25 protein-coding genes are annotated in these 21,710 nt (G+C 51.6%); 15 read left to right on the forward strand and 10 right to left on the reverse strand.

Going from position 1 to position 21,710, the window contains the following annotated elements:
• The first annotated feature begins 40 nt into the window (after positions 1–40).
• Together OGY04_RS06460 and speG are read left to right on the forward strand one after the other, a co-directional pair.
• Positions 41–382, forward strand: a complete 342-nt coding sequence (locus OGY04_RS06460) for a DUF1283 family protein (RefSeq protein ID WP_003032382.1) — start codon at positions 41–43, stop codon at positions 380–382.
• 35 nt (positions 383–417) lie between these two features.
• Entirely contained in the window at positions 418–978 is a 561-nt protein-coding gene (gene speG, locus OGY04_RS06465) for a spermidine N1-acetyltransferase (protein ID WP_008784731.1), read from the forward strand.
• 6 nt (positions 979–984) lie between these two features.
• Here speG and OGY04_RS06470 read toward each other — a convergent pair whose 3' ends face one another.
• Positions 985–1,695 carry a YnfC family lipoprotein gene (locus OGY04_RS06470; protein WP_286584995.1) on the reverse strand — a complete coding sequence of 237 codons (711 nt, stop codon included), beginning with the start codon at positions 1,693–1,695 and terminating at the stop codon, positions 985–987.
• Between the two features lie 102 nt (positions 1,696–1,797).
• On the opposite strand from OGY04_RS06470, the gene OGY04_RS06475 reads away from it, so the two are divergent.
• The 6 genes from OGY04_RS06475 to clcB all read left to right on the forward strand — a co-directional run bounded on the left by OGY04_RS06475 (position 1,798) and on the right by clcB (position 8,243).
• On the forward strand, positions 1,798–2,106 hold the full coding sequence (locus OGY04_RS06475; protein ID WP_008784729.1) for a DUF1161 domain-containing protein: 309 nt from the start codon (positions 1,798–1,800) through the stop codon (positions 2,104–2,106).
• Positions 2,107–2,254: 148 nt separating this feature from the next.
• Positions 2,255–4,693 (forward strand): selenate/tellurate reductase subunit YnfE, encoded by a 2,439-nt coding sequence (gene ynfE, locus OGY04_RS06480; RefSeq protein WP_128316584.1) that lies wholly within the window; start codon positions 2,255–2,257, stop codon positions 4,691–4,693.
• 10 nt (positions 4,694–4,703) lie between these two features.
• Complete coding sequence (gene dmsB / locus OGY04_RS06485; RefSeq protein WP_032943391.1) at positions 4,704–5,321, forward strand: dimethylsulfoxide reductase iron-sulfur subunit DmsB; 618 nt, start codon at positions 4,704–4,706, stop codon at positions 5,319–5,321.
• A gap of 1 nt (position 5,322) precedes the next feature.
• Complete coding sequence (locus OGY04_RS06490; RefSeq protein ID WP_286584997.1) at positions 5,323–6,177, forward strand: dimethyl sulfoxide reductase anchor subunit family protein; 855 nt, start codon at positions 5,323–5,325, stop codon at positions 6,175–6,177.
• A 42-nt stretch (positions 6,178–6,219) separates the two neighbouring features.
• A complete protein-coding gene (gene dmsD, locus OGY04_RS06495) occupies positions 6,220–6,834 on the forward strand; it encodes a Tat proofreading chaperone DmsD (RefSeq protein WP_286584999.1) in 615 nt (204 codons plus the stop codon).
• 119 nt (positions 6,835–6,953) lie between these two features.
• Positions 6,954–8,243: a voltage-gated ClC-type chloride channel ClcB gene (gene clcB / locus OGY04_RS06500; RefSeq protein ID WP_286585001.1), complete on the forward strand. Its 1,290-nt coding sequence runs from the start codon at positions 6,954–6,956 to the stop codon at positions 8,241–8,243.
• Here the strand turns inward: clcB and bioD are convergent.
• The 3 genes from bioD to ynfL all read right to left on the reverse strand — a co-directional run bounded on the left by bioD (position 8,199) and on the right by ynfL (position 11,268).
• Positions 8,199–8,894 (reverse strand): dethiobiotin synthase, encoded by a 696-nt coding sequence (bioD, locus tag OGY04_RS06505; protein WP_020996409.1) that lies wholly within the window; start codon positions 8,892–8,894, stop codon positions 8,199–8,201. The two genes, clcB and bioD, sit on opposite strands and share 45 nt — an antisense overlap.
• A gap of 125 nt (positions 8,895–9,019) precedes the next feature.
• Entirely contained in the window at positions 9,020–10,240 is a 1,221-nt protein-coding gene (gene mlc / locus OGY04_RS06510) for a sugar metabolism global transcriptional regulator Mlc (RefSeq protein WP_003832888.1), read from the reverse strand.
• 128 nt (positions 10,241–10,368) lie between these two features.
• Positions 10,369–11,268, reverse strand: a complete 900-nt coding sequence (ynfL, locus tag OGY04_RS06515; RefSeq protein ID WP_032943386.1) for a multidrug efflux transcriptional activator YnfL/SxtR(Kp) — start codon at positions 11,266–11,268, stop codon at positions 10,369–10,371.
• Between the two features lie 107 nt (positions 11,269–11,375).
• Here ynfL and ynfM point away from each other — a divergent pair, with 107 nt between their 5' ends.
• Positions 11,376–12,629, forward strand: a complete 1,254-nt coding sequence (ynfM, locus tag OGY04_RS06520; RefSeq protein ID WP_003832886.1) for a multidrug efflux MFS transporter YnfM/SxtP(Kp) — start codon at positions 11,376–11,378, stop codon at positions 12,627–12,629.
• Between the two features lie 30 nt (positions 12,630–12,659).
• Here ynfM and OGY04_RS06525 read toward each other — a convergent pair whose 3' ends face one another.
• The 3 genes from OGY04_RS06525 to OGY04_RS06535 all read right to left on the reverse strand — a co-directional run bounded on the left by OGY04_RS06525 (position 12,660) and on the right by OGY04_RS06535 (position 15,702).
• Positions 12,660–13,349, reverse strand: coding sequence for a CPBP family intramembrane glutamic endopeptidase (locus tag OGY04_RS06525; protein WP_137377882.1), 690 nt, complete (start codon positions 13,347–13,349; stop codon positions 12,660–12,662).
• Between the two features lie 143 nt (positions 13,350–13,492).
• A complete protein-coding gene (locus tag OGY04_RS06530) occupies positions 13,493–14,983 on the reverse strand; it encodes a sensor histidine kinase (protein WP_286585003.1) in 1,491 nt (496 codons plus the stop codon).
• The gene (locus tag OGY04_RS06535) at positions 14,980–15,702 is read right to left on the reverse strand and encodes a winged helix-turn-helix domain-containing protein (protein ID WP_008784719.1); all 723 of its coding nucleotides are present in this window, start codon (positions 15,700–15,702) and stop codon (positions 14,980–14,982) included. The genes OGY04_RS06530 and OGY04_RS06535 overlap by 4 nt, the downstream gene beginning before the upstream one ends.
• A gap of 189 nt (positions 15,703–15,891) precedes the next feature.
• Here OGY04_RS06535 and msrP point away from each other — a divergent pair, with 189 nt between their 5' ends.
• The 6 genes from msrP to OGY04_RS06560 all read left to right on the forward strand — a co-directional run bounded on the left by msrP (position 15,892) and on the right by OGY04_RS06560 (position 20,683).
• On the forward strand, positions 15,892–16,896 hold the full coding sequence (msrP, locus tag OGY04_RS06540; RefSeq protein ID WP_286585005.1) for a protein-methionine-sulfoxide reductase catalytic subunit MsrP: 1,005 nt from the start codon (positions 15,892–15,894) through the stop codon (positions 16,894–16,896).
• Positions 16,897–17,523: a protein-methionine-sulfoxide reductase heme-binding subunit MsrQ gene (gene msrQ / locus OGY04_RS06545; protein ID WP_032943378.1), complete on the forward strand. Its 627-nt coding sequence runs from the start codon at positions 16,897–16,899 to the stop codon at positions 17,521–17,523.
• Between the two features lie 47 nt (positions 17,524–17,570).
• On the forward strand, positions 17,571–19,058 hold the full coding sequence (locus OGY04_RS06550; protein WP_286585007.1) for a carboxypeptidase M32: 1,488 nt from the start codon (positions 17,571–17,573) through the stop codon (positions 19,056–19,058).
• Between the two features lie 137 nt (positions 19,059–19,195).
• On the forward strand, positions 19,196–19,591 hold the full coding sequence (gene asr, locus OGY04_RS06555) for an acid resistance repetitive basic protein Asr (protein ID WP_048214236.1): 396 nt from the start codon (positions 19,196–19,198) through the stop codon (positions 19,589–19,591).
• Positions 19,592–19,677: 86 nt separating this feature from the next.
• Positions 19,678–19,761: a small membrane protein YdgU gene (gene ydgU / locus OGY04_RS23215; RefSeq protein WP_049259791.1), complete on the forward strand. Its 84-nt coding sequence runs from the start codon at positions 19,678–19,680 to the stop codon at positions 19,759–19,761.
• Between the two features lie 100 nt (positions 19,762–19,861).
• Entirely contained in the window at positions 19,862–20,683 is an 822-nt protein-coding gene (locus OGY04_RS06560; RefSeq protein WP_174770289.1) for a trypsin-like serine peptidase, read from the forward strand.
• Positions 20,684–20,717: 34 nt separating this feature from the next.
• Here the strand turns inward: OGY04_RS06560 and mdtI are convergent, their stop codons facing one another.
• From mdtI to OGY04_RS23220, 3 genes are all read right to left on the reverse strand, one after another.
• Complete coding sequence (gene mdtI / locus OGY04_RS06565; RefSeq protein ID WP_008784713.1) at positions 20,718–21,047, reverse strand: multidrug/spermidine efflux SMR transporter subunit MdtI; 330 nt, start codon at positions 21,045–21,047, stop codon at positions 20,718–20,720.
• Positions 21,034–21,399, reverse strand: a complete 366-nt coding sequence (mdtJ, locus tag OGY04_RS06570; RefSeq protein ID WP_286585159.1) for a multidrug/spermidine efflux SMR transporter subunit MdtJ — start codon at positions 21,397–21,399, stop codon at positions 21,034–21,036. Before mdtJ ends, mdtI begins: the two co-directional genes overlap by 14 nt.
• A 106-nt stretch (positions 21,400–21,505) precedes the next feature.
• Positions 21,506–21,676, reverse strand: coding sequence for a protein YdgV (locus tag OGY04_RS23220; protein ID WP_087050578.1), 171 nt, complete (start codon positions 21,674–21,676; stop codon positions 21,506–21,508).
• Positions 21,677–21,710 lie beyond the last annotated feature (34 nt).

The following is a 21,710-nucleotide window of genomic DNA, read 5'->3' on the forward strand; positions in this document are numbered from 1 at the left end:
GTTTTATCGTTTTTACCCTTTCCCATAAAAGGAATTCACCATGAAAATTACACTGACCAAACGCCTGTGCCTGACGGCTATGCTGACGCTGGCTGCGGCTGTGTACACCTCTTCCGCATTTGCTGAAACCAGTAAACTGGTCATTGAATCCGGAGACAGTGCGCAAAGTCGTCAACAAGCCGCAATGGAAAAGGAACAATGGAACGATACGCGTCAGCTTCGCCAGAAAGTCAATAAACGTGCAGAGAAAGAGTGGGACAAAGCCGATACGGCCTTTGATAGCCGTGATAAGTGCGAGCAGAGCGCTAATATTAATGCGTACTGGGAACCTAACACCTTGCGCTGCCTCGACCGCCGTACTGGCCGCACCGTTGCCCCATAATCATTGCACTTTGAAGGATATTGAAAGGATACGATATGACTAGCGCCCTCAGTGTTAAGTTGCGCCCGCTGGAGCGTGAAGATTTACGATTCGTCCATCAGCTTGATAATAATGCCAGCGTAATGCGCTACTGGTTCGAAGAGCCTTACGAAGCGTTTGTTGAGCTGTCAGACCTGTATGACAAACACATCCACGACCAAAGCGAACGCCGCTTCGTGGTGGAGTGCGACGGTGAAAAAGCCGGGCTGGTGGAATTGGTTGAAATTAACCATGTACACCGCCGGGCCGAGTTCCAGATTATTATTTCGCCGGAATATCAGGGGAAGGGTCTGGCCTCACGGGCAGCAAAGCTGGCAATGGACTATGGCTTTACCGTGCTCAACCTCTATAAGCTGTATCTGATCGTCGATAAAGAGAACGAAAAGGCTATCCACATTTACCGTAAACTCGGTTTTATGGTCGAAGGCGAGCTGATCCATGAGTTCTTTATCAACGGCCAATACCGCAACACGATTCGTATGTGTATCTTCCAGCAGCAGTATCTGGCAGAGCACAAAACGGCAGGCCCTAATCTGCTGCCGCCTACCGCTCAGTAAACACGACTAGTAGTAGTCGATCGTGTTTTCAATCGAGTAATGATGTTCAACTGCCGGCTTCACGCTCTCGTCCACGATAACAAGCTGGCAGTTGACCGGATTTGCGTATTCATCGTATTTGCACGTTTGTTTGACATTGCCTAACGGATGATTGTTGAGCAGACTCACCGCGGTGTAATCTAACTTCTTCAATGGATCAACCGACGGTTTAGCATCAACCTGCAAAGTGCTGTCCTTACTGACGGTTGTTTTGCCCAGCGGGTAGCCTTCGGCATCATATCGATACTGCACCTTCATCTCTTTCCCCGTGGCGGAAACGACAAAACCGTTATCGTCGGTATCCCACACCACACCTGCAGCAGGCAGTTCCGCCAGTTGGCATTTGCCCTGTAAACGGATCCGTTTTTCCAGCGTTTCGGCATCCCGATAGTAGTTAGCATCCAGGACCAGCGCCATACCGGTATTGTTTTCGATATCGTGCAGTTCAAGTGTATCGAAACACCCTTCCTGTGACAGGGTACCAGCGACGCGCTTGGTGACCTCACCTTTGTCGTTGAGCAGCGTTTGACTGAAATCTTTCACCGGCCCGCGCAGCGGATCGAAATCAAACTCATTGGAAAAACTGGCCATTTCCGGCGTAAAGGAAACCAGCCCTTTGGCGTTATCACACCCAACCAGCACGACACACAGGAAACCTAACAGGGTCTGTTTCTTCACATTTTTCACCGGGATAAGAAGATAATTCTCAATCATATTAGCAAATACAGTTATTTACACCAGAAATGCTAATCTTAGTCTATGTCGATCATAAAGGAGCTGATGATGAAATACGTAACAGGAATTGCCGCGATCTTACTGGCAGTTGCATCCCCACAGGTTCTGGCGGCACCTGCGTCATGTGAACGCGTGAAAAGCGATATCGAGCAGCGCATCATCAATAATGGCGTCGCAGAGTCCAGCTTTACGCTGAACATTGTCCCCAACGATCAGGCCGATCAACCTGATTCACTGGTGGTAGGACATTGTGCAAACGATACGCACAAAATTCTCTACACCCGGACTAACAGTGGAAACGCCCCTGCCAACAGCTCACCTGCACAGGACGGGCACGTCGCCGAACCGCAATAAATCATACCCTCCGTACGCGGAGGGTTACTCCAGTTTGATATGCATTAAGATGCCATACTCATAAATGGGTAAACTCACTCTATTATTAGCATGCTATTAATTTCGCTGTAGAGATTAATATATAGCGATAACTATAATGGAGTGAGTTATGTCTGATACTGAGCAATATGGAGGCATTAGCCGCAGGATGTTAGTGAAATCCTCGGCTATAGGTTCGTTGGCGCTTGCCGCTGGCGGGTTATCGTTACCTTTTGGGATGCGCACCGCAGCGGCTGCGGTACAACAGGCAATGCAACCGGCTGAAGAGAAAGTGGTTTGGGGCGCTTGTTCCGTGAACTGCGGCAGTCGTTGTGCCCTGCAACTCCACGTCAAAGATGACGAGGTCGTATGGGTGGAGTCTGATACGACCGGAGACGATATTTATGGTCAGCACCAGGTGCGTGCCTGTTTACGTGGACGCTCAATCCGTCGACGGATCAATCATCCGGATCGCCTCAATTATCCTATGAAGCGCGTGGGCAAACGCGGTGAGGGTAAATTCGAACGCATAACCTGGCAGGAAGCGCTGGATACCATCAGCACCAGTTTAAAAAATACCGTACAGAAATACGGTAATGAGGCCGTGTATATCAACTACACCTCTGGCATTGTCGGCGGCAATATTACTCGCTCCTCCCCTTATGCCTCGCTGGTCGCTCGATTGATGAACTGCTATGGCGGATTCCTGAGCCATTACGGCACATACAGTACCGCACAAATCGCGGCGGCAATGCCTTACACCTACGGCTCAAATGACGGCAACAGTACCTCCGACATTGAAAACACGAAGCTGGTGGTGATGTTCGGCAATAACCCTGCCGAAACGCGCATGAGCGGCGGTGGCATAACATACTTCCTTGAGCAGGCCCGGGAGCGTTCTAACGCCCGCATGATCGTCATCGACCCGCGTTATACCGATACCGCTGCGGGTCGTGAAGATGAGTGGATCCCTATCCGTCCGGGAACCGATGCCGCACTGGTGGCGGGAATCGCCTGGGTCCTGATTAACGAAGATCTCGTCGACCAGGCATTCCTTGACACATATTGCGTCGGTTATGACGAGAAAACCCTACCCGCTGACGCCCCCGCTAACGGACATTACAAGGCCTATATACTTGGCAATGGCGATGACGGTGTCGCTAAAACGCCCCAATGGGCCTCGCATGTCACAGGGATCCCGGCCGAGCGCATCATTAAACTGGCACGAGAAATCGGTAGTACAAAACCGGCGTATATTTGTCAGGGTTGGGGTCCACAACGTCAGGCTAACGGCGAACTGACTTCGCGCGCGATCGCAATGCTGCCAATCCTGACCGGCAACGTTGGCATCAACGGCGGCAATAGCGGTGCACGAGAATCAACCTACACCATCACGATTGAACGCATGCCGCTGCCGGATAATCCCATCAAGACCCAGATATCATGCTTTAGCTGGACCGACGCCATCGCCCGGGGTCCGGAAATGACCGCAACCCGCGATGGCGTGCGCGGGAAAGATAAGCTCGATGTACCGATTAAATTTATCTGGAACTACGCGGGTAACACCATTACTAATCAGCACTCAGATATCAATAAAACACATGAGATCCTTCAGGATGATACGAAATGCGAAATGATAGTGGTCATCGAAAATTTCATGACATCTTCGGCGAAATATGCCGATATTCTGCTGCCGGACCTAATGACCGTCGAACAGGAAGACATCATTCCTAACGACTATGCGGGCAACATGGGATACCTCATTTTTATTCAACCCGCGACGTCACCGAAGTTCGAACGCAAACCGATCTACTGGATAATGAGCGAAGTCGCCAAACGCCTTGGCAATGATATCTATCAACGGTTTACGGAAGGCCGTACGCAGGAACAATGGCTCCAGTATCTGTATGCAAAAATGCTGGCCAAGGACCCCGCGCTCCCTTCTTATGACGAGCTGAAAAAAATGGGGATCTATAAACGCAAAGATCCTAACGGGCATTTTGTCGCTTATAAAAAATTCCGCGACGATCCGCAGGCCAATCCGCTCAAAACACCGTCTGGAAAGATTGAAATTTACTCCAGCCGGCTGGCGAAAATTGCCAACACATGGGAGTTGCAGAAGGATGAAGTAATTAGCCCGCTTCCCGTCTACGCCTCCACGTTTGAAGGGTGGGACGATCCCAAACGCAGCGCATTTCCGCTGCAGTTGTTTGGCTTCCATTACAAATCCCGTACGCACTCCAGCTACGGCAATATCGATGTTCTGCAGGCGTCCTGTCGTCAGGAAGTGTGGATCAACCCCGTCGATGCCCAAAAGCGTGGTATTGCAAATGGCGATATGGTGCGGGTCTTTAACGACCGCGGGGAAGTACGTATTCCGGCCAAAGTGACGCCACGGATCCTGCCTGGCGTCAGCGCAATGGGCCAGGGTGCATGGCACGATGCCGATATGGCCGGCGACAAAATTGACCATGGCGCCTGCGTCAATACGCTGACAACACAGCGCCCTTCACCGCTGGCAAAAGGCAACCCACAGCACACTAATCTGGTCGAGATCGAGAAGGTTTAAGGACTAACCCATGACAACTCAGTATGGATTTTTTATTGATTCCAGTCGTTGCACCGGGTGCAAAACCTGCGAACTGGCCTGCAAAGACTACAAAGACCTCACTCCTGACGTCAGTTTCCGGCGGATTTACGAATATGCAGGTGGTGACTGGCAGGAAGACAACGGCGTCTGGCACCAGAACGTTTTTGCCTACTATCTCTCCATCTCCTGTAACCACTGCGAGGATCCGGCCTGCACCAAGGTTTGTCCAAGTGGTGCGATGCATAAGCGTGAGGATGGTTTTGTGGTGGTCGATGAAGACGTATGCATTGGCTGTCGCTACTGTCATATGGCCTGCCCGTACGGTGCGCCACAGTACAATGCTGCGAAAGGACATATGACCAAGTGTGATGGCTGCCATGATCGTGTGGTAGACGGCAAAAAGCCCATCTGCGTCGAGTCCTGTCCGCTGCGTGCGCTGGATTTTGGCCCCATCGACGAACTGCGCAAAAAACATGGTGAACTGGCTGCCGTCGCCCCGCTGCCGGGTGCGCACTTCACCAAACCAAATATTGTGATCAAACCAAACGCCAATTGCCGCCCGACCGGGGATACCACGGGTTTTCTGGCTAATCCAAAGGAGGTGTAAAATGGGAAATGGATGGCATGAATGGCCGCTGGTACTGTTTACGGTGCTGGGCCAGTGCGTAGGCGGGGCGCTGATCGTCAGTGGTTACGGCTGGCTGACCGCTAAAGACGAGTTGGCAAAACAACGTATCGTTCGCAGTATGTTTTTTCTCTGGCTGGTAATGGGCATCGCCTTTCTCGCCTCGATCATGCATTTAGGTTCGCCGCTGCGCGCGTTTAACTCGCTGAACAGAATTGGCGCATCGGCGCTAAGTAACGAAATCGCCAGCGGTTCGCTGTTTTTCGCCGTCGGTGGCCTGTGGTGGCTGGTGGCGTTTCTCGGTAAAATGCCCGTAGCGTTAGGTAAAATCTGGATGCTGTTGAGCATGCTGCTGGGCCTGGTATTTGTCTTTGCGATGACCAACGTCTACCAGATAGACACCGTCCCAACCTGGTATAACGGCTATACTACACTGGCGTTTTTCATGACGATGCTGCTCAGTGGACCGCTATTTGCCGCTCTGCTGCTGCGTGCTGCAGGTGTTTCTTTTAACGTCGTCAGATTCGCCGGTATCAGCGTATTGGCTCTGCTGGTTACGGTGGCCGTTATTGTGCTGCAGGGACTGTCACTCGGCGAGATCCACAGTTCGGTACAATCCGCCAGCGCGCTGGTTCCCGACTACGGCAGTTTACAGGTCTGGCGAGTCCTGCTGTTGGCTGCGGGTCTGGGTTGCTGGATATGTCCGTTGATCCGTCGCAAACGACCGTCCGTTGGCGGGTTGGTGCTCGGGTTAATTCTGGTGCTTGTCGGTGAAATCATTGGCCGCGGATTGTTTTACGGTTTACATATGACAGTCGGAATGGCTGTTGCAGGTTAACTTTCGGGTGCGGGGCAACCCGCACTGTTCAGGATTGTTTGCATGACCCATTTTTCACAACGAGACAACTTTTCTACCGCAGCGCGCGTGCTTGGCGCGCTGTTTTACTATGCCCCAGACAGTGCGGAAGCTTCGGCACTGGTCAGTGCGTTAAGAACCGATGGCTGGCAGGCGCAGTGGCCGCTTGAAAAGACAACGCTTTCGCCGTTAGCCGCTCAGTTTCAGGCTGATGCCGATGAGTATCTCCCGCAGGCCTGGCAACGTCTGTTTGTTGGGCCTTATGCGCTCCCTTCTCCGCCATGGGGATCCGTCTGGCTGGATCGTGAAAACGTGTTGTTTGGCGACTCCACGCTGGCATTACGTCAGTGGATGCGGGACAACGGCATCCAGTTTGCCATGCAGCAAAATGAGCCAGAAGATCACTTTGGTTCGCTGCTGCTGCTGACGGCCTGGCTTGCCGAGAACGAACGCCACACCGAGTGCGAGCAACTGCTGGCCTGGCATCTGTTCCCATGGTCATCACGCTTTCTGAATGTGTTTATCGAAAAAGCCGATCACCCGTTCTACCAGGCGCTTGGTGAGCTGGCGCGCCTGACGCTGGCACAGTGGCAATCACAGTTACTGATCCCGGTAGCCGATAAGCCTTTGTTCCGTTAATTTCGTCACAGGCAGGAATTGTCCTGCCTGTGGTGCATCCTGTTGCGCACGCTGAGCTTTTGCTTCTGTTGCCTAATAGCCGCAAAATAGAGCGTCTGAATTTTCCAGTCTGGCCACTCATGCATCATTTACATGCTTACCCTGACCTGCGTGCCATGTTCCGCCGCCTGCTGTTCGCCGCGTTGATTGGCGTCCTTGCTGCGCTGGCCGTCGCAGGATTTCGTCATGCCATGCTGCTTCTCGAATGGTTGTTTCTGAGCAACAACACGGGAAGTCTGGTCAACGCAGCGACAAACCTTTCGCCTTTAAGGCGTATGCTGACACCTGCACTCGGCGGTCTGGCGGCTGGATTACTACTGTGGGGTTGGCAAAAATTTAACCGTTTACGTCCGCAGGCTCCCACTGATTATATGGAAGCCCTGCAAACCGACGGACAATTTGACGTCAGTGCAAGCCTGGTGAAATCGCTGGCATCGTTACTGGTCGTCGCCAGCGGGAGCGCCATCGGACGTGAAGGTGCCATGATTTTACTGGCGGCGCTGGCGGCCTCCTGCTTTGCTCAACGCTTTACCCCGCGTACAGAATGGAAGTTATGGATTGCCTGCGGCGCCGCTGCAGGTATGGCTGGAGCCTATCATGCCCCGCTAGCGGGCAGTTTATTTATTGCCGAAGTATTGTTTGGCACGCTGATCCTCGCCTCACTGGGGCCGGTAGTGGTGTCCGCCGTAGTCGCATTACTCACCACCAATCTGCTTAGCGGCAGCAATGCGCTGCTGTATACCGTGCACCTGTCGCGGGAATTACATGCTCTGGAATACGTTATGATTGTCAGCACCGGTCTGGCTGCTGGCATCTGTGGACCGCTCTTCATGTGGTTGATGACCGCCAGCCATAATGTATTTTTGCGCTTAAAACTCTCGCCACCGTGGCAACTGGCGCTTGGCGGGTTGATCGTTGGCCTGCTTTCATTGCTCACGCCTACGGTCTGGGGTAATGGCTACAGCGTGGTGCAGTCATATTTACTTTCACCACCGCTGCTGGCAGTGGTTAGCGGGATTTTTATCTGCAAATTACTGGCGGTGCTTGCCAGCAGTGGATCCGGTGCCCCGGGTGGCGTGTTTACGCCAACGCTGTTTGTCGGCTTGTCGGTGGGCATGTTGCTGGGTCAGGTATGGGGATTATGGCTTCCGGGCTCGGATGAAATTGCCATTTTGCTGGGATTAACGGGGATGGCCACGCTGCTGGCGGCTACCACGCATGCACCAATAATGTCGACGTTGATGGTTTGTGAAATGACCGGGGAGTATCGCCTGCTCCCCGGATTACTGATTGCCTGTGTTCTGGCGTCGGTACTGTCGCGTACGTTACGCCACGACTCTATCTACCGACAGCACGCTGCCGAGCATTGACAGGCGGATGTACTGCGACAACTCACGCTGCTCTGCACGAGGCAGATAAGGCAGTTCACCGATCAGCGGTGCAGGTAATTTTTTACCCAGCACATCAATGATTTCCGCATAATGCGCCAGCCCAGGGTTAATGCGGTTCGCAACCCAACCAATCAACGGCAGCCCGTCGCTGGCTATCGCCTGCGCGGTGAGGATCGCATGATTAATACAGCCTTCCTGGATACCCACTACCATCAGCACCGGCAGTTGTTCCTGCACCACCCACTCCGATAACGGACGCAGATCGTTCATCAAGCTCCGCCAGCCTCCGGTGCCTTCCACGACAACGTGATCGACTTTTTCGCTGAGGCTTGCGAGACCGTTGGATAACAGGGTGTAATTGACCGGACCACTATGCGCCACGCTACTTTCATCTTCGCTCAACGCAATTGGGTTAATCGCCTCATAGGGCAGCTCGATAGATGACACACTTTGCAGTACCAGTGCATCTTTGTTGCGCAGACCTTCAGGCGTCTCTTTGCTGCCTTTGGCCACAGGTTTGTAACCCGCAACGCTTTTACCCCCTGACGCTAACGCTTGTAGTAATGCGCGGGAAACCACGGTCTTCCCAACAGAAGTGTCTGTACCTGTAATAAAGAAACGCTTCAGCATCACTAACTCCACCGTTATGCTTTGAAAATATAAGTCAGGAAAATAAAACAGTGGAGAAAGTCTAAGGTATGACGACCAGGATCAGCTTGAGATAGCGCAATTTTTCGTACAACAGTTAAAAAATGTTAACCCTGTAATAGACGAATCAACAAAGAACCGTTATACATCGCGTCCTTCACGAGTGCCGCACCCGCCATCGTCCCCTGATTGGTAAACTGCGTACTTTCAACGACAATATGCTGACTGTAAGCCGGAAGCGCCTGCTGACGAATGCTGTCCGCGATGGTTGGGAACAAGATATCTGCCGCTTTACTGAGCGGAGAGCCAATCAATATCTTTTGCGGGTTGAACAAATTCACCATGATGGCAAGAATTCGACCGACGTGGGTCCCAACGCCGCTAATGATATCTTTCGCCAATAAATCACCCTGCATGGCCGCCAGACACAGCGCGTCTACCGTTAACGGTTGTCCATGTAGAGAAGAACTCATTGACTGCTTCAGGCGCACCTGCGCCAATTCGAGCACGCTGTCGACGCTGGCGATTGTTTCCAGACAACCATGGTTGCCGCAGTAGCAGCGTTTACCGTAGGGATCGACCTGCGTATGACCAATCTCCACCAGGCTACTGCTGCCTGCATGCAGCAAATGGCCGTCAGTGATCACCCCTGCACCCACGTTATGATCGATCACCACCTGAATGACGTCGCGCGCACCGCGAGATGCGCCAAAAAGCGCCTCGGCCATCGTCCAGGCGCTGATATCGTGCTGAATATACACCGGCACGCCGGTATGGTTCTCAAGCGCTTCGCCCAACGGCATCTCTTTGACATCTTCGTAAAATGGCATGCGATGAACGATACCGTTTTCAGTATCGATAATACCAGGTAAGGTGATGGCGATGGAGGTTAAGCGCTCCAGCTTTTGCTGGTGGCGGATGAAAAACTGATCGACCTGGGTTATCACGCGATCCAGCAACGGTGTTTCGCTGACCAGCGCCATTTCAAGACAATCTTCAACCACCAGCTTGCTGCTCAGATCGCGTAGCGCCAGAAAAATCTCGCCACGACTGATACGAATGGATAAGTAGTGCCAGGCCTCCGTTTCGACAACCAGCCCAACGGCCGGACGTCCACGGCTACCCGCTTCCTTGATTTCCAGCTCTTGCACCAGATGCGCTTCGAGCATTTCGCGGACAATTTTGGTAATGCTGGCAGGTGCCAATTGTGCCAGGCGGGAGAGATCAATACGCGATACCGGACCCAGCTGATCAATCAGGCGATAAACCGCACCCGCATTGGTCTGCTTAATTTGATCGATATGCCCAGGCTGACTATCAGCAACCACCACTTACTCCCTTTATTTTCGCGCTCCGAAATAATCTGCGGGCTATGGTGAAGCACTTCAATGGCTTCCGTCAACTTTTTACTTAGCCTTGTGATTTACTGCACATTTTCGCCCATTTTTAAACTAAATTAACCGCTCTGAACGGCCGCCAGAAGCTGCTCGCGAAAGCGTTGCGCGGCGTGACTTTGCTCATGATGCTTTGGCCACACTAACCACATTTCCGAGACAGCATCTTCTTCCGCTATCGGGATCCAACACATTTCATACAGTTGCACCCGTTTAAAAGAAGCAGGAAGTATAGAAACCCCTAATCCTGCGGCCACCAGCCCAATGATAGTCATCGCCTCGCCAACCTCCTGCGCAATCGTCGGTTTCAGTCCATAGCGACGCATCAGGCCCAGAATATCGTCATACAACCCTGTCCCCACATGGGGGTCAAAAAAGACAAATGGCTCATTCGCCAGCTCGGCCAACGTGACCACGGGTTTTTGCGCCAACGGATGCGCGCGTGGGATCATCGCCATCAGTGGTTCATGCAGAATGATTTCACGCTCCAGCGTTTCCGGAAGCTGCGTATTACGCAGAAGTCCCAAATCCAGCGTTCCTTCATTGAGCGGGGCAATTTGCTCACGCGTGTTCATTTCACGGGTTTGCATATGCACTGCCGGGTAGCTTTGGCGAAACAGCGATAACGTATCTGAAACCGCTTTGATAAACGGCGCGGACGACGTAAAGCCGATACGCAATTCCCCTGCTTCTCCCAGATGCAAACGCTCAGCCCTGGCGGCGGCTTCATTAACCAGCCCGAGGATCTGCCGACTGTCCGCCAGAAACTGCTTTCCGGCAGAGGTCAGTGCCACGCTACGGTTAGTTCGGGCAAGTAACCGGGCGCCAACCTGCTGTTCAAGGATCTGGATCTGCTGACTTAGCGGCGGTTGCGAAATGTTTAACCGCGCCGCCGCCCGACCAAAATGCAACTCTTCGGCAACGGCCACAAAGTAACGTAAATGACGCAGTTCGATATTCATATTTTTAAAATATTATTTGAGATTATTAATATATTAGACAGAATATTGTGATTTTCATACTCTTAAGGCTGGTCCTGTAGACGTAATTGAATGAGCAAGGATTTCAAGTGAGCCGTACAACAACTGTCGATACCGCGCCAACAAGCGATGTTGATGAACAGATAGTTACCCCGCCGGATGGATTTATCAAACGCGGAACATCCCCATTTATGCGCGTCACGCTGGCGCTGTTTTCCGCCGGACTGGCGACTTTTGCCCTCCTCTATTGCGTACAACCCATACTGCCAGTGCTCTCGCACGAGTTTGGGGTCTCTCCCGCAAGCAGCAGTATCTCGCTTTCCATCTCGACGGCGATGCTGGCGATAGGGTTACTGTTTACCGGCCCACTTTCAGATGCTATTGGCCGCAAGCCGGTGATGGTTACCGCGCTGCTGCTCGCCTCTTGTTGTACGCTGCTTTCAACGATGATGACCAGCTGGCACGGTATTTTAATCATGCGTGCTCTGATAGGACTTTCACTGAGCGGCGTCGCAGCGGTAGGGATGACCTATCTGAGTGAAGAAATTCATCCCAGTTTCGTCGCCTTCTCAATGGGCCTGTATATCAGCGGTAACTCAATTGGCGGAATGAGTGGTCGCTTGATCAGCGGCGTGTTTACCGACTTTTTTAACTGGCGTATCGCGCTGGCGGCGATCGGCTGTTTTGCCCTTGCCTCTGCGCTGATGTTCTGGAAAATCCTGCCGGAATCCCGTCATTTCAGACCCACATCGCTGCGCCCGAAAACGTTGTTTATCAACTTCCGTTTGCACTGGCGCGACAAAGGTTTGCCGTTGCTGTTTGCGGAAGGTTTTTTGTTGATGGGGTCGTTTGTCACGCTGTTTAATTACATCGGCTACCGCCTGATGCTCTCCCCGTGGGAGCTCAGCCAGGCAGTTGTCGGTCTGTTATCTGTGGCGTATCTGACTGGGACATGGAGTTCGCCAAAGGCGGGTTCTATGACCACTCGTTATGGCCGTGGCCCGGTAATGCTCTTTTCAACAGGCGTGATGCTGGTTGGACTTTTAATGACCCTGTTCACATCGCTATGGCTGATCTTCGCCGGGATGCTACTCTTTTCAGCCGGGTTCTTTGCCGCGCACTCCGTAGCAAGCAGTTGGATTGGACCACGAGCAAAACGCGCTAAAGGCCAGGCTTCTTCCCTGTATCTGTTCAGCTATTATCTGGGTTCCAGCATTGCCGGTACGCTGGGCGGTGTGTTCTGGCACAGCTACGGCTGGAACGGCGTGGGTGGATTTATCGCCCTGATGCTGGTGCTGGCGTTGCTGGTCGGTGCACGTTTGCACCATCGTCTGCACGTATAATCCCCGATGCCCGGATTCCGGGCATCACCTTTATGAATCAGGCAGTAACGTCTGGGCTCCCATTTGCAGAGCAATAACCGTCCCGTTCATCACTATATGCAGCATAATTGGCATCAACAGACCGTTGCTTTTCAGTCTGGCCAGGATCAACACCTGCGACACAAGAAACAACATCAGCAACGTGCGTAGATCCACATACTGCGTATGCATGATGGCAAAAATGACCGATACCACCACTGACGACAGCCAGGTTTTATTATTGAACCAGTACTGGAACGCGTTGAATAAACAGCCTCTGAAAACAATTTCCTCATAAACTGGCGCGATAAATATCAGGGTCAATGTAGATAACCACAACGCATAACTACTTAAGGATATTTGGCTGGTCACCCACGCTTCAGTTTGTCTGAGACCCAAAATCAATGGCAGGATAAGCTGAATAAACAGCAGCGCCGCGAACAAAATGGCAAACCACCTGGCGTTGAAAATGCCTTTGCCCAGTCCCTCTCTTTTTCTAAAGAAGAAATAATACAGCGGAACCAGCACAACAAATTCCAGCGCAAACAGCAGCGGAAAAAGTACCCCTTTGGCAAGCAGGTCCTGACTCGCGGGGAAAAACAACGGGGTAAACGTGAGGCCAAACATCAGTAAAAACATTGAAAAGCAGCCAGCAACAGCTTTAGTCCTGGCGATATACAGGTTGTCGGCATCCTGTGACATACGATCTCCTTGCGCTCATCGAAGATAAGTTGATGAATTACCTATGCATGATAAAAATTCTCATTATCACTGACAACCTACCAACTTTTACGCAATGCCCATGAGTACAATGCCAAAACCCTCTTTACTCCGAAACTTCACCGTCAACTACTCAGGGGAGAATCCGCCAGCGGCAACGAGAAACGGAAGCAGGCCCCTGCCGTTGAGCTAACCAGATGTATATCCCCTCCATGCAGTTCGAGCATTCTACGCACGATCAGTAAGCCCAGGCCGCCGCGCTCGTCCCGCTGCTCACGGGGAATTAACGCGGTCGGGCGCTGAAACAATACTTTTCGCACAGCTTCTTCTACCCCTGGCCCACTGTCCTGCACTTCGGCGAATAAACGGTCTTCATCACGCCAGACTTTTAGCCGCACTTCGCCTCCGTCAGGCGTATGACGGATAGCGTTATCCAGCAAATTCGTCACGACTCTTTCTATCATCGATAAATCGGCATTCACCAGTGGTAACGGCCCCGTTACGTCCAGGTGCAACTGTAAATGACGCGTGGCAACAGGGAGATCAAATTTCTGCGCCACATCCTGAATCAATTCACCAATAGCAAAACGTTCACGCTGCGGTTTTATACCACCATGCTCCAGTCTTGCCAGCTCAAACAGCTGTTGTGACAGATGGCGAACTTTATGCCCCTGGCGCAGCGCGATGCTAAGATAATGCCGGTTTTCCTCCGGCGTCATCGTATCGGCTTTCAGCGACAGCATTTCCAGATATCCCAGCAGTGAAGTGAGCGGCGTACGTAAATCGTGCGAAATATTGGCTATAAACTCTCTGCGCTGACGATCGCTGTCAGCTAATAAATCCCACTGCTGGGCAATTTTCTGCGCTAACTCAATAAACGCATTGTTCAGCAGCGCAATTTCATTCTCCGGTACCGGTTCGGGATTTTTTTGCGCCAGTTGTTTGATGACGGTAATGCTGTCCTTCTCCAGTTTTACCACCTGTCCGGTTAGCCTTTTTACTGGATTCGTCACCCATCGCCACACCAGAAAACCTGCAATTCCACCGGCTAATAAAACCAGTATTAACGTCCAGGCCACGGTATTCCAGAGCGTTTTTTGCCAGGCGGTATTCGCCAGCATATTCAGATCTTCGCCCTGCAGAATAATGTACAAATAGCCATGTAACTCACCGTTATATAAAACTGGCGCGGCGCTGAATACCTTTTGCTGGCTGCTACGCGGATCGTTGCCATAGACGGGCAACGCATCTGAGTTAAGGAAATCCTGTATCGGCTGTACGCTAATTTTCTGCCGCTGGATATGCCCCGGCGGTGCGGCATCAGCAAGTATGTCACCTGACGGTGAAATCAGATACAGCTCCACGCTGGGGTTAAGCGTCATCAGGTGATTAAACAATCCTTTTAAGGTCTGGCGATTAATCTGCCCGCTGGTATCAATAAGCGACTCACTTTTGACAATCTTGCTCGCCAGCTCCAGCGAGAGCCTTTGCACCATGGCGTCGCCATACTGTTTACTGCTGCGGATCTGGACAACACTGACGGTAACCGCACAAATCAGCATAATGGCGGTAAAGACGAGGGTCAGACGCTGGCTCAGCGACAGGCGATAAATCATGGCTGATGCTCCGCGTTAACCGCAGCAAGCTTATAGCCTCGTCCCCAAACCGTGAGAATAATTTCCGGCTCCGCAGCATCCTTTTCAATTTTGGTCCGCAGGCGATTAATATGACTGTTCACCGTATGCTCATACCCTTCATGCTGGTAGCCCCACACCTGATCTAACAGCGCCTGACGCGAAAAGACCTCGCCTGGATGACGGGCGAAAAAATAGAGCAGATCGAATTCGCGCGGCGTTAAATCGAGGGATTTACCATGCAGCCGGACTTCCCGGGCTAATGGGTCAATCTCTACGCCATGAACGGTGATAATCCCCGCCTCCATACGTAGGTTCTGACTCATCGCTTCCTGACGACGAAACAATGCCTTTACCCGGGCCATCAACTCCAGCACCGAGAAAGGTTTGGCCAGATAATCATCGGCACCCATCTCCAGCCCCAATACACGGTGCGTTTCACTGGTGCGGGCGCTGATGATAATGACGGGCAAATAAAAACTCATTTGGCGAATGCGACGACAAATCTCCAGCCCGTCGACACCCGGCAGCATCAGATCGAGGATAACGGCATCCCAGACGTGTTTCTCCAGTTGTTCAAGCGCACGAGCTCCATCTGCCTCATGAACAATCTCGTAACCCTCATCCTTCAGGCTAAGCTGCAAAAGTGAGGCAATATCGCTGTCATCTTCCACCAAAAATATCTTTTTCGCGCCTGCCATCAGTGTCATCCCCCTCTCGTCATGCTGAAAGCTTACCTCAGGCAAGGGGCGGAAGTTATCACAAAATTTTTAACTTTTCGTGAGGATCCAGGGATACGCATGCGAGCAGTATGTCGTTATAGACACGTCAGGCATAAACAGGGAAACGTCGCTTTGTTTTCCTTAACATGAAAATAAAAAGGAAAAGTTATGCAGAAAAAACGTCCACTTCGGGAAGCTGATGTTACAGCCGAATCAGTTTTTTTTATGCAACGACGACAAATCCTCAAAGCACTTGGGATAGGCGCGGCGGCGGCCACGCTGCCTTACCCAACACAGGCTAATTTGCTGGATTGGTTTAAAGGCAACGATCGTCCACCCGCACCCGCAGGCAAAGCGCTTGAGTTCACAAAGCCCGAACGCTGGCAAAACAGCCTGTCACTGACGCCAGAAGACAAGGTGACGGGCTACAACAATTTCTACGAATTTGGTCTGGATAAAGCCGATCCTGCGGCCAATGCCGGTAGCCTGAAAACCGATCCCTGGACGTTAACCATCAGCGGTGAGGTCAACAAACCTTTAACCTTGGATCATGATGCGCTGACCACACGCTTTCCATTAGAAGAACGTATTTATCGGATGCGTTGCGTTGAGGCCTGGTCGATGGTTGTGCCGTGGGTGGGTTTTCCGTTGCATAAATTACTGGCGCTGGTTGAGCCAACCAGTCACGCCAAATATGTTGCCTTTGAAACACGCTACGCCCCTGATGAAATGCCGGGTCAGAAAGACCGTTTTATTGGCGGTGGGTTGAAATATCCCTATGTCGAAGGTCTTCGTTTGGATGAGGCTATGCACCCGCTCACACTTCTCACCGTAGGCGTATATGGCAAAGCATTGCCGCCGCAAAACGGGGCGCCGATACGCCTGACCGTACCCTGGAAATACGGCTTCAAGGGCATTAAATCGATAGTCAGTATCAAGCTGACGCGTGAACAACCACCGACGACCTGGAATATGTCAGCACCGAATGAATACGGATTTTACGCCAACGTAAATCCGCAGGTGGATCACCCTCGCTGGTCTCAGGCTACTGAGCGTTTTATCGGTTCGGGTGGCATTCTCGATGTACAGCGACAGCCCACGTTACCTTTTAATGGTTATGCCGATGAGGTGGCATCGTTATATCAGGGCATGGATCTTCGGGAGTATTTTTAAGTGAGGTTGACTGCAAAACAGATAACCGGTCTGAAAGTGCTGCTGCATCTCGCCGGTTTTATACCCCTGCTATGGCTCTTCTGGGCCGCACAGCATGGCGGGTTGGGTGCCGACCCGGGAAAAGATATCCAGCACTTTACGGGCATTACCGCGCTGAAGTTTTTGCTGGCTACCCTGCTGGTATCGCCGCTTGCGCGCTATGCAAAGCAGCCTTTGTTGTTTCGTACCCGGCGGTTGTTAGGTTTATGGTGCTTTGCCTGGGCCACACTGCATATAACCAGCTATGCTCTGCTGGAACTGGGTATACAAAACCTGGGATTGTTGGGTCGTGAACTGGTTTCACGCCCATGGCTAATGCTGGGTATGGCCGGTTGGATTATCTTATTCCTGTTGGCGTTGACCTCGACACAAGCCGCTCAGCGTAAAATGGGCAAACGCTGGCAAACATTGCACAACTACGTCTACCTGGCCGCCATTTTGCTACCGCTGCATTATCTGTGGTCGGTAAAAGTGCTATCACCGCTCCCTATTATCTACGCCATCTGTTTTGTGGTTCTGCTGGCTTTTCGCTATAAAAAGCTGTTACGGAAAACCGGGTACAAAGGTGTGTTTATGAAAAGTGAGTGAATCACGGTAAACTTCTTAACCACACCTAAACAGAACGAGAACAAAAAATGAGTAACAATGATAATTACCATCAGCTCACCCGCACGTTCCAGCGGCTCTCTCGCTTCTCCCACCTCTCGGCAATCGCCAGTTGGGACATGTTTACCATGATGCCGCCAGGAGGCAGTAAAGCCCGGGGCGAAGCGCTGGCCGAGCTGAGCGTGCTTGAGCACCAACTGTTAACCGATCCGAAAGTGGCAATGTGGATCGCCGCAGCGCAACAGGAAGATCTCAACGATGTAGAACAGGCGAACCTGCGCGAAATGTCGCGATTGCATCACCAGGCATCCTTGTTGCCCGAATCGTTGGTAGAAGCAAAATCTCTTGCGGGAAGCCGCTGTGAGCATGCCTGGCGTAGCCAGCGACCAGCTAATGACTGGGAAGGATTTTCCGATAACCTGAAAGAAGTTGTGAAGTACAGCCGCGAAGAAGCCCTACTGCGCGCAGAAGCTAAAGGTTGTTCGCCGTATGACGCGCTACTGGACATCTTTGAACCAGGAATGACCAGCGCTCAGTTGGATGTCCTTTTCGCAGACGTTAAAAGCTGGCTGCCCGATCTGCTAAACAAGGTGGTGGCAAAGCAGTCTCAGCAATCGCTCATCGCCCCGGTAGGTCCCTTCCCAACAGCTGTACAGCGAGAGCTGGGTCTTGAAACAATGGCACAGCTAGGTTTCGACTTTACCGCTGGTCGGCTGGATATCAGTGCACATCCTTTCTGTGGCGGCGTACCAGAAGATGTTCGCATTACCACCCGCTATGATGAAAACGAATTACTCAGCGCGCTGTTTGGCGTGATCCATGAAACCGGTCATGCGCGCTATGAGCAAAACCTGCCACGCAGCTGGTCTGGGCAACCTATTGCTCTGGCACGCTCAACCGCCATTCATGAGTCCCAGAGTCTGTTCTTTGAGATGCAACTGGGACGCAGTAAAGCCTTTCTGATGCGGTTGATTCCGGCTGTAACGCGCCACTTTGGCGATCAGGCAGCGTTTGAAGAAAGCAATTTCATCGCCTGGAACCAGCAGGTCAAACCCGGGTTTATCCGTGTTGATGCCGACGAGGTAAGCTATCCCGCTCACGTGATCCTGCGTTATGAAATCGAACGTGCGCTTATTAATGGCGATATTGAAGTGGATGATATCCCGGCATTGTGGAACGAGAAAATGCAGGCCTGGCTGGGGCTGTCAACGATCGGAAACTACCGTAACGGTTGTATGCAGGATATTCACTGGACTGACGGCGGCTTTGGCTACTTCCCTTCCTATACCTTAGGCGCCATATATGCAGCGCAGTTGTTCAGTGCCGCTAACCGCGCATTGCCTGATTTGAATCAGTCTATTGCCCAAGGTGAGTTTGGTGCCCTGTTTGACTGGTTACGTCAGAACATCTGGCAGCATGGCAGCCGCTTTACTACTGAACAGCTTATTACCCAGGCGACCGGAGAGCCGCTCAGCAGCCGTTATTTCCGTTCTCATCTGGAAGCCCGCTATTTGTAATCTCATACCGTGAGTCATTGTACATATCGTTACACGCAGAAACCAATGACTCACGGAAGCCCTGTGTTTACAGCGATATAGTTATTTCAACGGCCCCGCAGTGGGGTTGAATGAAAAACCAAATCGAGGGTATGAGAATGAAAAAAGTATTAGCTCTGGTTGTTGCCGCTGCTATGGGTCTGTCTTCTGCTGCTTTTGCTGCTGAAACAACTGCTACTACCGCTCCGACTGCTGCTGCAACCACCAAAGCAGCGCCGGCAAAAACCACGCATCATAAAAAACAGCACAAAGCAGCGCCGCAGAAAGCGCAGGCTGCCAAGAAACACGCTAAAAAATCCACCACTAAACCGGCTGTAGAACAAAAAGCGCCAGAGCAGAAAGCTCAGGCTGCTAAAAAACACACCAAAAAAGCAGCAACCAAGCCAGCAGCAGAACAAAAAGCACCAGAGCAGAAAGCTCAGGCCGCTAAAAAACACACCAAAAAAGCCGTAAAACACGACACCGCTAAACCAGCAGCTCAACCTGCAGCATAACGCATTTGTAGTCACTATGGCGTCCCCCACGCCATAGCATACGGCGCTAGATCAACCTGATGTAGCGCCGCCTTTCGGAGGGTAAAATGGTGTCACATTACCGCTTTGAGTTCATTCTTATTACTCTGATAATTTGCGCCCTTATTGCCATGCATTTTTATCTTTCCTGAGTGTAGTTATCTGATTTTACTCCCACTTTCTCGCCGTCCCGTCTATAGTATTAACTGAGGGTTTGCTGTTTATAATCATAATTCCCCACCAGAGTGTGATATGCATAAAACCATTGCTGTATTACTGGGCTCAATTTGTTTTTTTCCTGTTGTTGCGCATGCAGATCAGCCAGCAACGACCACCGCTGAAGCAGAAAGCATAAAAACGCTGTTTTTTGGTCATGACGATCGCACGAAAGTAACGGATCCAACGCAATCACCGTGGGACGCTATCGGACAACTGGAAACCGCCAGTGGTAATCTGTGTACCGCCACGCTCATTTCACCGCATCTGGCCCTGACTGCCGGACACTGCTTGCTCGCTCCACCGAAAGGCAAACCGGATAAAGCCGTCGCGTTACGCTTTGTGTCGAAAAAGGGTGTCTGGCGCTATGAAATCCATGGAATCGAAGGACGGGTTGATCCCTCACTAGGTAAGCGTTTGAAAGCCGATGGCGATGGCTGGATTGTGCCGCCATCAGCAGCCCCGTGGGATTTTGGTCTGGTGGTGCTTCGTTACCCGCCTTCCGGAATCACGCCCCTACCATTATTTGAAGGTGATAAAGCGGCGTTAACCGCGGCGCTGAAAACCGCCGATCGCAAAGTCACACAGTCGGGCTATCCGGAAGATCATCTGGACGATTTGTACACCCATCAGGATTGCGTGGTGACCGGCTGGGCGCAGAATACCGTCTTGTCGCACCAGTGCGACACGCTCCCGGGCGACAGCGGTTCACCGTTGATGCTGAAGACAGATTCAGGCTGGCAGTTGATTGGCGTACAAAGCTCCGCTCCGGCGGCGAAAGATCGCTGGCGAGCCGATAATCGCGCCATATCCGTGACCGGTTTTCGCGATAAGCTGGAAGAGTTGGCGAAGGAGTAACATATGCTGCCCGCATTAACGGGCAGCACGGATATCAGGCAAGTTTAATCATCACCATTCCGGCCAGCAGCAGCGCCACACCGATCCAGCCTTTATTATTCAGGCGCTGACCAAACAACACCCAACCAGCCGCTAACGTCGCGGCAATCCCAAACCCGCCCCACAAAGCGTAGGCAACAGAAAGGTCAATACCTTTTACCGCCTGCGACAGCGCGCTAAAGGCCGCTAACACGGCAGCCAGCGACAGCACGCCATAAACCTTGCGGCGAAATCCATCAGAAAATTTCAAAAAGACGTTAGCGACTATTTCCAGCACGATGGCCATGCCAAGCCAGGCACCATGAACCCACTCAAACTGCTGCATGGGCCACCTCTTTGCTCGTTTTGGCAGGTTTTCGAGTACCAGACTTGATCAGCACAATGCCTAATACCAGCGAGACCAGTCCAGCCACTTTCATCGTGGACAAGGTTTCGTCAAATAACAACACACTAAACAGCGTAATAAATAAAATACCGATACCTTCCCACAAGGCATAGGCCACACCAAGGGCAATTTTTTTAACAGCGAAACTAAGAAAAATATATGATAAGGCGATCATTACCAGCATTAAAATAAAGCCTGAATTACCATGGCCAACGCTTGCCCATTTCATTGACAGCGTACCAGTAATTTCAGCCGCGATGGCCAGACCTAATAATATCCAGTAAAACATGATGCTTCTCCTGCTTGAGAATATAGTCCTTTAGGCCTACTGCATGCAGTAAACCAAAAAAAAAATTAGTTAGCTCAGCGCACAGCGCCAGCTCAGGCAGAAGAAGGGACTAAAGCGCGTTGCGCCAGTGTTGCTCACCCGCAAGCAAGAAAGTGGAGGAGGTACGAAGAAGTGTAGGTAAACGCAAAAACATCCTGAACATATTGTCCATAATATTACAATTATCCGCAGTGTTGCTTCTCATCATCGCGGATGATAATTGTCCTCGGTAGTTAAACACAGATGATTTGTATCATAGCTTCAAGACGAACTCA

This window comes from Citrobacter sp. Cpo091 (genome assembly GCF_030332645.1).
In the GTDB taxonomy this organism is placed as follows: domain Bacteria; phylum Pseudomonadota; class Gammaproteobacteria; order Enterobacterales; family Enterobacteriaceae; genus Citrobacter; species Citrobacter portucalensis.